The sequence below is a fragment of the Bradyrhizobium iriomotense genome (assembly GCF_018129405.1).
GTDB lineage: Bacteria > Pseudomonadota > Alphaproteobacteria > Rhizobiales > Xanthobacteraceae > Bradyrhizobium > Bradyrhizobium iriomotense_B.
Window position 1 is genome coordinate 51,268 of the sequence record NZ_JAFCLP010000031.1, and the last position, 12,469, is coordinate 63,736.

At 66.3% G+C, this 12,469-nt stretch carries 12 protein-coding genes; 3 read left to right on the top strand and 9 right to left on the bottom strand.

Features of this window, described 5'->3' with window-relative positions; all coding sequences use genetic code 11:
• Positions 1-6: 6 nt before the first annotated feature.
• Entirely contained in the window at positions 7-546 is a 540-nt protein-coding gene (locus JQ592_RS36095) for an adenine phosphoribosyltransferase (RefSeq protein WP_018323310.1), read from the top strand.
• An 18-nt stretch (positions 547-564) separates the two neighbouring features.
• On the opposite strand, the gene JQ592_RS36100 is transcribed toward JQ592_RS36095, so the two are convergent.
• The 9 genes from JQ592_RS36100 to JQ592_RS36140 form a co-directional block, all read right to left on the bottom strand.
• A complete protein-coding gene (locus tag JQ592_RS36100) occupies positions 565-1,233 on the bottom strand; it encodes a hypothetical protein (RefSeq protein ID WP_211407460.1) in 669 nt (222 codons plus the stop codon).
• A 62-nt stretch (positions 1,234-1,295) separates the two neighbouring features.
• Positions 1,296-2,048, bottom strand: a complete 753-nt coding sequence (locus tag JQ592_RS36105; protein WP_211407461.1) for a hypothetical protein — start codon at positions 2,046-2,048, stop codon at positions 1,296-1,298.
• A 209-nt stretch (positions 2,049-2,257) separates the two neighbouring features.
• Positions 2,258-3,466: a M48 family metallopeptidase gene (locus tag JQ592_RS36110; protein ID WP_211407462.1), complete on the bottom strand. Its 1,209-nt coding sequence runs from the start codon at positions 3,464-3,466 to the stop codon at positions 2,258-2,260.
• A 32-nt stretch (positions 3,467-3,498) separates the two neighbouring features.
• Entirely contained in the window at positions 3,499-4,059 is a 561-nt protein-coding gene (locus JQ592_RS36115) for a LemA family protein (protein WP_211407463.1), read from the bottom strand.
• 138 nt (positions 4,060-4,197) lie between these two features.
• Positions 4,198-5,178 (bottom strand): small ribosomal subunit Rsm22 family protein, encoded by a 981-nt coding sequence (locus tag JQ592_RS36120; RefSeq protein ID WP_211407464.1) that lies wholly within the window; start codon positions 5,176-5,178, stop codon positions 4,198-4,200.
• Between the two features lie 149 nt (positions 5,179-5,327).
• On the bottom strand, positions 5,328-8,792 hold the full coding sequence (gene smc, locus JQ592_RS36125) for a chromosome segregation protein SMC (protein ID WP_211407465.1): 3,465 nt from the start codon (positions 8,790-8,792) through the stop codon (positions 5,328-5,330).
• A gap of 218 nt (positions 8,793-9,010) precedes the next feature.
• Positions 9,011-9,682, bottom strand: a complete 672-nt coding sequence (locus JQ592_RS36130; protein ID WP_211407466.1) for a DsbA family protein — start codon at positions 9,680-9,682, stop codon at positions 9,011-9,013.
• A 140-nt stretch (positions 9,683-9,822) separates the two neighbouring features.
• The gene (locus JQ592_RS36135; RefSeq protein ID WP_211407467.1) at positions 9,823-10,320 is read right to left on the bottom strand and encodes a DUF721 domain-containing protein; all 498 of its coding nucleotides are present in this window, start codon (positions 10,318-10,320) and stop codon (positions 9,823-9,825) included.
• A 12-nt stretch (positions 10,321-10,332) separates the two neighbouring features.
• Entirely contained in the window at positions 10,333-10,653 is a 321-nt protein-coding gene (locus tag JQ592_RS36140) for a HigA family addiction module antitoxin (RefSeq protein ID WP_211407468.1), read from the bottom strand.
• Between the two features lie 106 nt (positions 10,654-10,759).
• Between JQ592_RS36140 and mutY the strand changes: the two genes are divergently transcribed.
• Positions 10,760-11,878: an A/G-specific adenine glycosylase gene (gene mutY, locus JQ592_RS36145; RefSeq protein ID WP_211407469.1), complete on the top strand. Its 1,119-nt coding sequence runs from the start codon at positions 10,760-10,762 to the stop codon at positions 11,876-11,878.
• A 52-nt stretch (positions 11,879-11,930) separates the two neighbouring features.
• Positions 11,931-12,350, top strand: a complete 420-nt coding sequence (locus JQ592_RS36150) for a PaaI family thioesterase (protein WP_211407470.1) — start codon at positions 11,931-11,933, stop codon at positions 12,348-12,350.
• The last annotated feature ends 119 nt before the right edge of the window (positions 12,351-12,469 follow it).

The following is a 12,469-nucleotide window of genomic DNA, read 5'->3' on the forward strand; positions in this document are numbered from 1 at the left end:
GCACGAATGACCTTCGACCACGACATCAAGGCGAGCGTCCGGACCATCCCCGACTATCCCAAGCCGGGGATCATGTTCCGCGACATCACCACCTTGCTTGCCGACGCGCGCGCGTTCCGCCGCGCGGTGGACGAGCTCGTCAATCCCTGGGCCGGCAACAAGATCGACAAGGTCGCCGGCATGGAGGCACGCGGCTTCATCATCGGCGGCGCGGTGGCGCATCAGCTCTCGGCCGGCTTCGTGCCGATCCGCAAGAAAGGCAAGCTGCCGCACACCACCGTGCGCATCGCCTATTCGCTCGAATACGGTATCGACGAGATGGAGATGCATGTCGACGCGATCCAGCCCGGCGAGCGCGTGATCCTGGTCGACGACCTCATCGCCACCGGCGGCACCGCCGAGGGCGCGGTGAAGCTGCTGCGCCAGATCGGTGCCAACGTGGTCGCCGCCTGCTTCATCATCGACCTGCCCGAGCTCGGCGGCGCCGCCAAGCTGCGCGCCATGGACGTCCCGGTGCGCACGCTGATGACGTTCGAGGGGCACTGAGCGGCCGATCGTTTCGGTCTACGACCGCTGCAGGATCAGGCTGAGCTCCAGCTCCCGGAACGCGAGGTAATTGCGCCGGGTCCACTGGTGCAGCTCGGTGGAGTGGTCCTTCTCCTGACGCAGATAGCCGGTGAAGGAGAAGTTCAGCCGGTCGATATAGGTCTTCAGGAAGCCCGGCAGCGCGGGCAGGCGGAACAGCCGGCCGGTCGCCATTGCAGGCGGCAGCTCGCCGCGCACGACATATTCATTGTCCACCGTGATCAGGTTCATCCGCGGGATCTGCCCGCGCAGCATCTCGTGGGCGCGGGCCGAGACACGGTCGGTGTCGGCGACGAACAGGATCTGGGGCGCGACATGGCGGCGCGCCGCTTCCTTGAGCAGGCCGATCTCCTCGGTCATCTTGAAGAACTCGTCGAAGGCGTGGAAGCCGAGGTCGATCACCTTGGCGAGCCCATCGTCGACGATGACGCGGTCCATCAGCTGCATCTTGCCGTAGGTGTCGATCACGTCGGCGGTCTCCGTGATCTTCGGCAAATAATCCAGCAGCGACGGCTCCTTCAGATTGACGTCGAAGGCCGCGACGTTGCCGTTCTTGAGCAGCAGGAATTCGCTCAGAAGCCGCGCCAGCAGGGTCTTGCCGACCTGCGGGCGGGGCGAGCAGATGATGTAGACCGGGGTCGCGGACATTGCAGGCTATTATTTGAGCGAACTTGTCGCCCAATCCAGCCGTATCCGTCCGGGGTCCGCAACTATTTTTCGCTGTTGCGGCTCGCCGGCTTCGAACCGACGATGTCGGTCAGCCGGATGCGGTCGAATTCGCTCCAGACATTGGCCAGCCAGTGCCGGACATAGCCGCGCAGCACGAACGAATAGTTCGCGGCCTCGTCGCTGATGCCCTTGTTGGCGACGAATTTCAGGAACGGGACGGAGGACACCTCGACCTGCTCATAGGCCATTTCGTTGAGCTTGGGGATGGTGAGCTCGGTCGCGTCCTTGATGCGGTGAAAGTAGGAATTGTAGGTCGACTGGTCCCACTGGAAGAACTGGGTGTCGTTGATGAAGTTCTTGACCAGGAAATATTTCGCGCCGGTCATGAAGCCCGCGGTCTCGGCGATCTCCTCCAGCGAGGCGATCGAGGGTCCCAGGATATGGAACACGGCAAAGGTGATCTGGCCGGCCTTGGCGGCGTCGAGGAAGCCGATGTCGCGCAGCGAAGCCAGCGCCGGCGAGAGCAGGCCGGCGCGGACGTCGATGACGGTGACCGAAGGGCTGACCGCGTTGAGCGTGTCGAAGATCTTCATCTGGTCGGCCGTCGTCGTCATGTCGACGATCTCGGTGATGTCCGGGTGGAAGCGTTTCAGGGTTCCGCGCGGCGACTCCGTGTCGAACGCACGGGTCGGCACGTTATTGGCTGAGAAATAATCGAGCAGGGTGCGCGATACCGTGGTCTTGCCGACCCCGCCCTTGTCCGCGCCCACCACAACCACTGCTGGCTTTGCCATTGCTGTCCCCTAACGCGCGCCCCCGATCGCGAGGTCGCAATCGGCCGGGCCCCAAATCGATGTCCCAAAAGACGTCCCAAGTCTGCTGTTGGGCGCGAACATGGCAGAAACAAGGGAGAATTCAATTCCTTGCGCCCCGGTTGCGGCAATTCCCGAGGATTTTCCCGATCGGTGTCAAACCCGCAACGAACCGCGGTCGATCGCGTGGCTCAGTGACGGCCCCACGGTCCCATCGGATTGGTTGCCGGGGCGCCTGAGGGGCTTGGTGCGGGAACGGGCGGCGGGTTGGCCGGACCGGCAGCATCGCCCCATGGCCCCTGCGACAGCGGCGGCGGGGTATCCTGTGCCTCGGGCTGTTCCGTTTCGGGCTGATCCGTCTCTTCAGTCGGGTCCGGCAGTGGACCCGGGTCATGGCCGCCGGCGAACTTGACCAGGGCATCGACGCGGGACTGCACGGAAGGGTGGGTCGCGAACAGGTCGGCAAAACCTTCGCGCGGATTGTCGACGCAGAGCTCCATTACCGCCGAGGTTGCGCCCGGCAGCTCGCCGCGATTCTCGATCTTGCGCAGCGCCGAGATCATGGCATCCGGATCTTTCGTCAGTTCGACCGAGCCGGCGTCGGCGAGATATTCGCGCGAGCGCGACAATGCGAGCTTCACCACCTGCGACATCAGCCAGGCCACCACGATCAGCACGACCGCGATGATGATGACGATCACCGCGCCGCCGCCCGAGTTCTTGCTGTCGCTCGACGAGGAGGACGAGCGCGACGACGAGGAGGAGCCCGAGGACCACGAGCCGCCGGAGTTCCAGCTCAGATTCGTGAACAGGCGGAAGAACAATTCGCCGAAGAAGCCGACCACGCCGGCGATGATGACGGCGACCACCATGAGCTGCACGTCGCCGTTCCTGATGTGGGTCAGCTCGTGGCCCAGCACCGCCTCGATCTCCTTGTCGTTCAGCGTATTGAGAAGACCGGTGGTGACGGTGACCGAATATTGCCGCGGGTTGAGGCCGGTCGCGAACGCGTTCAGCGCCGGGCTCTCCATGATCTTCAGCTTCGGCATGGTGATGCCGCGCGAGATGCAGAGATTTTCGAGCAGATTGTAGAGTCGCGGCTCCTCCTGCCTTGTGACGTCGTGGCCGCCGGTCACCGCATCGATCATCGACTGGTGGAAGAAATAGGCGATCACGACCCAGAGCGCCGTCACGACCGTCGCGACTGGCGCGGCGACTTTCAGATCCTGGAAGGCGTGGCTCAGGTAGAAGGCGACGGTCCGGTTGCTGTCGATGAGCACTTCGGCGATCAGCGCGCCGGCATAGACCAGCACGTAGACCAGCGCGAACAGGCCACCGAGCAGCAGCATCGAACGAAACTTGTTCGAGGCGATGTGCGTGTAGAGACCATACGCGGCCATGACGCGATGCCCTGCCGGCCTATCGGCTCAAATCAGAACTTCACCTGCGGCGCCGCCTCGACCTCGGTGCGGCTGGCGCCGAGATCGAAGAACTCCTTCCTGGTGAAGCCGAACATGCCGGCGAACAGCGCTGCGGGCATCTGCTGGATGCCGGTGTTGTATTCCTGGACCGCGTTGTTGAAGAAGCGGCGGCTCGCCGCGATCTTGTTCTCGAGGTCCGAGAGTTCGGATGCGAGCTGCTGGAAATTGGCGTTGGCCTTGAGGTCGGGATAGGCCTCCGACAGCGCGATCAGCCGGCCGAGCGCGCCGGAGAGCTGGTTCTCGGCGGCGGATACCTGCGCCGGGCCTTGCGCCGACATCGCCGAATTGCGCGCCTTGATGACGTCGTCGAGGGTGCCGCGCTCGTGCGAGGCATAGCCCTTCACGGTCTCGACCAGGTTCGGGACCAGGTCGTGGCGCTGCTTGAGCTGCACGTCGATATCGGCAAAGGCCTGGCCGACGCGCTGGCTCAGCGCCACCAGGCGGTTGTAGGCACTGAAGGCCAGGAACACGAGGACGACGACAACGCCGAGAACGATCCAGCCGGTCGACATGGAGAACTCCTGAAGGGAAAGAAGGCGGGCGCTAGGGTAGACCAAATTGGCGCGGAGCGAGAGCCCCGGCGCAGAGGAGAGGTAAGGCTTGGTCGGGTGAGGAACCGTCCGAGTTCAAGGCAAAAGCCTTGGACGAGGTTAACTTTCGGCAATGACGGCATCGCCCCAGCGCCAGCGCCGGGCGCTTGCGTAGGCGGCCTTGTCGCGGCGGGGCACCTTCGTGAGCTCGACGCCGTCCTCGGTGCAGAGCTTGGCCGTGATCTCGACCTTGCCGGCATCCGGCGGCGCCAGCACGCGCGCGGGGCGCGCCGCCGGCGGCGTGCGGGTCAGGGCGACGTAGATGAAGCGCTCGTCCTCGAACGGCACCTCGGCGCCCTTGATCTGGCGATGCGCCTGCGAGCGCGGCAGGCGCTGGGAGAAATGGCACCAGTCGGCTGCTGTGAGCGGGCAGGGTTTTTCGTGCGGGCAGGGGGCAGCGACGTAGGCACCAGCTGCGATCAGTTGCTGGCGCAGCGCGAGGATGCGGGCGTAGCCGGCGGGCGTGCCGGGCTCGATCACGACCAGCGCATGGCGGGCTTTGGCCCACATGGCCTCCGCAAGCTTGCGCTGATCGCCTTCGTTGAGCTCGCCGATGATGTAGCTGGCAATGACGAGGTCGGCTTGCGAGACTTCAGTGAGGTTGCCGCCGGCATCGCCCGGCAAATAGCGGCAATCGGCCAATCGCGAGCTGTCGCGGGCGAGTTCGAGCGCGAGCCGGCTGAGCGTGGCGTTGGCGTCGAGCAGCGTAAAATCCTGCAGCGACGGAAAGGCTTCCGCGGCGGCCCAGCTCGCGGTGCCCGGGCCGGCACCGACGTCGAGCAGCGTTTCCGGGGCGAGGCTTGGTGCGATCTCGCTCAGCGCATTCAGGCTCGCGGCGACGGCCGCGTAAGTCGCCGGCATGCGCGCCAGCGCATAGGCGAGGGCATCGGCCTCCGACTTGATCGTGCCGGAGCCGCCGCCGGCGCGATAGGTGGTCGAGATTTTCTGCGAGCGCTGTGCGGCGTCGGTGCGGGAGAAGCCCTGGAGCTTGCCGTCGAGGGCGGCTTTCAGTTCGGCGGGGAGGGTGGGGGCTATCATCATCCGCAGTCATGCCCCGCGAAGGCGGGCATCCAGTACTCCGAGACAGTGCCGTCAACCGAGAAGCCGCGGCATACTGGATCATCCGCTCCAGTGCGCAATTTGCGCACAAGGCGGATGATGACGTCAATGGTTCCGGGACGCGCGCAGCCTCACGCCACGTTCTGGTCGAGAATGTCCACCGCTTCTGACAGGCTCACCGACACCAGCTGCGACACGCCGCGCTCGGCCATGGTCACGCCGAACAGACGGTTCATCCGCGCCATCGTGATCGGGTTGTGGGTGATGATGATGAAGCGCGTGTCGGTCGAGCCGGTCATCTCGTGCAGCAGGTTGCAGTACCGTTCGACGTTGTGGTCGTCGAGCGGTGCGTCGACTTCGTCCAGCACGCAGATCGGCGAGGGGTTGGTCAAGAACACCGCGAAGATCAGTGCCATCGCGGTCAGCGCCTGCTCACCGCCCGAGAGCAGCGACAGCGTCTGCGGCTTCTTGCCCGGCGGTTTTGCGATGATCTCGAGACCGGCTTCGAGCGGGTCGTCGCTCTCGATCAGGTGCAGCGCCGCCTCGCCGCCGCCGAACAGCTCGACGAACAGGCGCTTGAAGTGGTTGTTGACGACCTCGAACGAGGTCAGGAGCCGCTCGCGCGCCTCCTTGTTGAGGCTCTGGATGCCCTGGCGCAGCCGCTTGATGGCCTCGACCAGGTCGTCGCGCTCGGTGACCAGACCCGTGTGCTGGGTCTCGACCTCGCGCAGCTCTTCTTCGGCGCGCAGGTTGACTGCGCCGAGGCGCTCGCGGTCGCGGCGCATCTTTTCGAGGTCTTCCTCGATGTCGTGCAGCGGCGGCAGCTCGGCGCCGGGCTCGATCTCGGCAAGGCCGGCGACGGCCTGCGGCTCGACTTCGAGCATATCGCGGATCTCGCGCTCGATGTCCTCGAGCCGGCGGCGTGCGCCTTCCATGCGTTCCTCGGCGCGGGCGGTGGCTTCGCGCGAGCTGGACAGGGCTTCGAGCGTCAGCTTGGCGACGCGGTCGGTTTCCGCCATCGCGCTTTCCGCGGTGGCGAGCGCATCGGCGGCCATGCGGCGGTCGTTCTCGGCGTACTCGATCTCGGTGATCAGCGCGCTGCGCTTCTCGGCGAACACTTGCGGCGCGTTTTCGAGCTCGCTGCGCTCGATCGTGAGTTCGGCGATACGGGCCTGGATGGTGTCGATGTGGGAGGCCGCGCTCTCCTTGCGGTTCTGCCACTCGGTGCGCTCGGCGAGGATCGCCTGCACGCGGCGGTCGGCGAGCTCGGCCTCGCGCGCCAGCGCCTGCGCTTCGGCGCGGACCTGGGCGGCCATGCGGCGATGGGCTTCGATGTCGCTGCGGACGGCGGCCAGACGAGTCTCGGTGTCCTCGCTCGACGGCAGCTCGGAGATGCCGGCGGCGGCGTATTCATGCGCGGCCTCGGCCTCGGCGCGGTCGGCGGCGAGGCGGCTGTGCGCTTCCGACAGCGTCGCCTTGCGGGCGGCGTGGCGGCTGATCTCGCGCTCGGCAGCGGCATGGCGCTCGCGCGCGGCGTTGAGCTCGCGCTGCGCGGCGCGCCAGGCTTCGCGGCTGGCACCTTCGGTGCTGGCCGCCATCTGCAATTCGGACTCGGCATTCTCCAGCGCCTGGCGCTTGATCTGCGCGTCGATGCGGGCCTGCTCCAGCTCGTTCTCGATGTCGACGAGGCGGGCGCGCTCGGCAAGGCGGCGTGCGGCGCCGGTCGGGGCATGTGCCGCTGCGACGAAGCCGTCCCAGCGCCAGACGTCGCCCTCGGGCGAGACCAGCCGCTGGCCGGTCTTGAGCTGCGAGACCAGCTCGGCGCCGCGCTCGCGCGGCACCACGCCGATCTGCGCCAGACGGCGGGCCAGCTCGGCCGGCGCCTGCACATGGTTGGCGAGCGGCACGGCGCCTTCGGGCAGCTCCGGATCGCCCTCGGTGTGTCCGACATTGGTCCAGCGCATCGGCGCCGACGGGTCGATCGGCGCGTCGAGGTCGTCGCCGAGCGCGGCGCCGATCGCCTTTTCAAAACCCTTGTCGACGGTGATGCCGTCGATGATCGGCGGCCACAGATTCTTGGTCTCGCCGTTGACGATCTTGGAGATGGTGCGCGCCTCGGTCTCCAGGCGCTGCACGCGCTTGTCGGCTTCGACCAGCGGCGAGCGCGAGGATTCCAGCGTCTGGCGTGCCGCGACATGCGCGGCCTCACTGGCCTGCGCCGCGGCTTCCGAAGCCGCCAGCGTCTGCTCCGCAGTCTCGACCAGAGCGGTCAGCTCTTCGAGATCGCCGAAGCCGCCGGTCTCTTCCGCAAGCTTCTGCTCTTCGGCGGTGACGTTCGCGATCTCCTGGTCGAGCCGGGCGAGCTTGTCGCGGTGGGTGCGGACATTGGCTTCGAGCTGGTTGCGCTTGGCGGTGAGGTCGGCGAGCGCGGTGGTGAGCTCGGCGAATTGCTGCTCGGTCTCGGTCAGCACCGCCTCGGCTTCGGCAACGCGCTCGTCGACGCCGGAGCGCTTCTCGACGCGTGACTTGATCTCTTCCTTCAGCTCGGCGTCTTCGGTGTCGAGCCGCTGCAGCGCGACGTCGGCGTCCATCGTTTGTTGCTGAGCACGGGAAATGTCGCCTTCGAACTGGGCGAGGCGGCGCTCGAGCTCGGCGACGCGCTCCTTGGCGCGCTCTTCCTCGCGGTCGAGCAGCTCGCGGGCATTGGTCAGGCGCTGCAGGCCGGCGGCGGCGCGTGCTTCGGCATCGCGCAGCGCCGGCATTTCGGCGGCGCGGATCGCCTGGATGCGGGCGGCTTCGGCCTGATGCTGGGTGCGCTCGGCCATCTCGCGCACGGCGAGGTCATGGGTCTGGCCGGATTCGTTGACGTCGGCATGGGCGCCGATCCAGCGCAGGTGGAACAGCGTGGCTTCGGCCTTGCGGACCTTGGCCGCGACCTCGCGGTAGCGCACAGCCTGACGGGCCTGCTTCTTCAGGCCTTCCATCTGGCCGGAGAGCTGGCCGATCACGTCCTCGACGCGGGTGAGGTTGGTTTCGGCCGCCTTCAGCCGCAGCTCGGCCTCGTGGCGGCGGGCGTGCAGCCCGGCGACGCCGGCGGCATCTTCCAGCACGCGGCGGCGCTGCTCCGGCTTGGCCTGGATGATCTCGCCGATCTTGCCCTGGTGGACGAGGGCCGGCGAGCGCGCGCCGGTGGCGGCGTCGGCGAACAGGATCTGCACGTCACGGGCGCGGACGTCGCGACCGTTGATGCGGTAGACCGAGCCCGCTTCGCGCTCGATGCGACGGGAGATTTCGAGCAACTGGCTGTCGTTCATCGCTGCCGGCGCGGTGCGATCGGCATTGTCGATCGTCATCGTCACTTCGGCGTGGTTGCGCGCGGGACGGTTGCCGGAGCCGGCGAAGATCACCGCGTCCATGTCGGCGGCGCGCAAGCTCTTGTACGAGGTTTCGCCCATCGCCCAGCGCAGCGCTTCGACGAGATTCGACTTGCCGCAGCCGTTGGGTCCGACCACGCCGGTCAGGCCGGGCTCGATGACGAAGTCCGTGGGCTCAACGAAGGACTTGAAGCCGTGAAGTCGCAGGCGGGTGATTTTCATAAGCACGCATCTCTGTTGGCAGGCGCGAATCCCCCTGCCGGGACAATACCATGGAAGGCAGTGTCGCTATCCGGGGCGAGTCGCGCGAGGCGCCTCATGCGGCTGGACAATGGCCGCGGTGCGCCGCGAGGGCAACCGGCGAAAACCGCTTTTCCCAAGGGATTTATGCCGGGAAAGATACGGCTTTCGAGATGCGAATCAGGATCTTGACGAGCGAATCAGCTCTTCAGCAGCGGGTTGATCTTCTTGGCGAACTCCTCGAAGGAGGCCTCGCCCTTGATCTTCTCGCCGTTGATGAAGAAGGTCGGCGTCGAATCCACCTTCAACACGTCGCTGGCGTATTTCTGGTCGGCGGCGATCTTGTCGAGCAGCGCCTGGTCCTTCAGGCAGGCTTCGACCTGCTGCTGGGTGAGGCCGGCCTGCTTGCCGATCCGCGTCAGGGTCTCGGTGGTGTTCTTCAACACCCAGTCGCTCTGCTGGCGGAACAGCATGTCGGTGACGGCGAAGTATTTCGGCGCGTCGCCATTGGCGATGCAGCGCGACAGCATCGAGCCGGCGGCCGCTTTGATGTCGAGCGGGAACTCGCGGAAGATGTAACGCACCTTGCCGGTGTCGATGTATTCCTTCTTGATCTTCGGGAACACCTGCTCGTTGAAGGCGGCGCAGTGCGGGCAGGTCATCGAGGCGTATTCGGTGATGGTGACTGCGGCATCGTTCGGGCCGAGCGCCATGTCGGGCAGCGACACCGGCTTGGCGACATCGGCGGCCGACTGCGCCATTGCTTCAGGGATCATGGCCTCCGAGATGAACCGCAGCGGCGAGAGCCCGGCGACTGCGGCAAGCCCGGTCAGCGACAGCATCGTGGTGAAGGCGCGGCGGGTGATGATCAAGGTCGGCTCCCGAATTGGCAAGGTGTCGCCCAAGGGATGGGGTCAAGGTTCCCGCCCGGGCGGCCTGTCGCTAGCTTGAAACGTCGCTTGAGGCAATGGCGCGCCGCAAGGACGGGTCCAGATTGGCCGCGAAATGAGGCTCAATTTCGCTTGATGGCGGCCCCGAGCCGCGCCAGCGCCGTCTTCAATTGTTCATCTTCGATGTCGGTCAGGCTCTCGGCCACCTTGGCGACCACCTTGGGGTCCGGCGGGCCGGGCCGTTTCGGCGCCCGTGGCCGCGACAGGGGGGCTTGGCGGAAGGCCAGCTTGCCGACCGCGCTCCAGCCGAAGAAGCGATTGACCCGTTCCAGGATCACATCGGCCGAGTGCTGGATCTCCAGCGCCATCGGCCCCTCGACCCGCAGCACCAGGGTCGCCGGCTCCTGCGGCTGCCCCTCGACCGGCCGCGGCCATTGCATCTTGAGCGGCTCGGCATGGGCGGCGATCTCAGGGCCGGCAATCTGCGCCCACCGCGTCACCAGCTCGCGCGCCGCAAAGCCCTGCTTGGCATAGGCCTCGGCAAAGACGTCGTTGAGCAGGATCCCGAGCGGTTTTGCGCTGATGGGACCGGGCTTGAAGATGGGACCGGATTTCGACATGGGCTGTGTCCGTTACGCCGCCGCGCGAGGCCGGATGGCCTTCAGATCTCGATCAATCTCGCGCCGTCGCTGCATCAGATCGTAGTCCATCTGGAGCCCGAGGAAGAAGCCCTCGGACAGCCCGAAATAGCGGGCGAGCCGCAGGTCGGTATCGGCCGTGATGTCGCGCTTGCCGAGGACGATCTCGTTGATGCGTCGCGGCGGCACACGCACGGCCCGGGCCAGCGCGTTCTGGCTGAGCTCCATCGGCTTCAAAAACTCCTCCAGCAGGATCTCGCCGGGATGGGGATTGCGGAGGAGCCCATTCCTAGTGGTAGTCGACGATTTCGACATCTCTCTCTTCTGGTCATTCCGGGGTGATGCACAGCATCGAACCCGGAATCTCGAGATTCCGGGTCTGGTGCTTACGCACCATCCCGGAATGACGCTATATGGACGCATGAGTCTATCAGGCGCGGTCTCCAGACGAAATAAGCAGTCAACCAAAAGCGACTCCCCGCGCCCCACATTGCTGCTCGCCTGGTATGATCGCCATCGCCGCCGCCTGCCATGGCGCGCCGCGCCTGGCGAGACCTCGGACCCGTACCGGGTCTGGCTGTCGGAGATCATGCTGCAGCAGACCACCGTGAAGGCGGTCGGGCCCTATTTCGAGAAATTCGTCGTGCGTTGGCCTGACGTCACGGCGCTGGGACGCGCCTCGCAGGATGACGTGCTGCGGATGTGGGCGGGGCTCGGCTACTATTCGCGCGCACGCAATCTCTACGCCTGCGCGGTGGCGGTGACGCGCGAGCGCGGCGGGGTGTTTCCCGATACGGAGGAAGGGCTGCGCGCGCTGCCCGGGATCGGGCCCTACACGGCGGCGGCGATCGCGGCGATCGCCTTCGATCGCCGCACCATGCCGGTCGACGGCAATATCGAACGCGTGGTGTCGCGGCTCTTTGCAGTTGAAGACGAACTCCCGCAGGCAAAGCCGCTGATCCAGCAACTGGCGGCGACGCTGCTTGCCGACACCCGCGCCGGCGACAGCGCACAGGCCTTGATGGATCTCGGCGCTTCGATCTGCACGCCGAAGAAGCCGGCCTGCTCGCTATGCCCGCTGAACGAGGACTGCACGGCGCGCGCACAAGGCAGCCAGGAGACGTTCCCACGCAAGGCGCCGAAGAAGAGCGGAACGCTCAGGCGCGGCGCCGCTTTCGTGATCACGCGCGGCGACGAGCTGCTGGTTCGCTCGCGGCCCGAAAAGGGCCTGCTCGGCGGCATGACGGAAGTGCCGGGCTCGGACTGGCTGGCCGGACAAGAGGATGCGACGGCGAAGCAGCAGGCGCCGGAGCTGAAGGGACTGTCGCGCTGGCAGCGCAAGGTGGGTGTCGTCACCCACGTCTTCACGCATTTTCCGCTGGAACTGGTGGTCTATACGGCGAAGGCCGAAGCCCGCACCCGCGCGCCCCCCGGCATGCGCTGGGCGCCGATAGCGACGCTTGCCGACGAAGCGCTGCCCAATGTCATGCGCAAGGTGATCGCGCACGCGATGGATCTTTCGTCGGGCCCATCCTCCTGACAGCACGCTGGCAGCAGCGCTACGCTATCAGGACGCGACACGGAGGCTGCCAATGGTCAAGACCGCGCTCGACGATTTTCCAAGGCCCCCCTGCGCCGAGCTGCTCGGTTGGCGCCTGCTCGATGCCCGTCCCGAAGAGGGCTGGATCAAGCTTGGCTTCGAGGGCAAGCCGGAGTTTTGCAATCCAGCCGGCTTCATCCAGGGCGGCATGCTCTCGGCCATGCTCGACGACACCATGGGCCCCGCCGTACTGGTGATGAGCGAGGGCCGGCTCTACACCACCACCATCAGCATGACCGTGAATTTCCTGGCGCCCGCAAAGCCCGGCCCGATCATCGGCGAGGCCAAGGTGACGCAACTCGGCAGGACGATTGCGTTCGTCGAAGCCAGGCTGATGGCGGAGGACGGCACGGTGCTCGCGACGGCAAGCGCCAGCGAGCGGTTGCTGGAGGCGGCGAGGGTGGTGCGGTGATTCCTGCGCTCGCGGCATACTCCACTTCCCTTCTCCCCTTGCGGCAGGGCTGTCCGGGGAATGATTCACTGTGTCGCAGCGCATGCCCGGCTATTCCAGCAGGAAGCAGGTACTTTCTG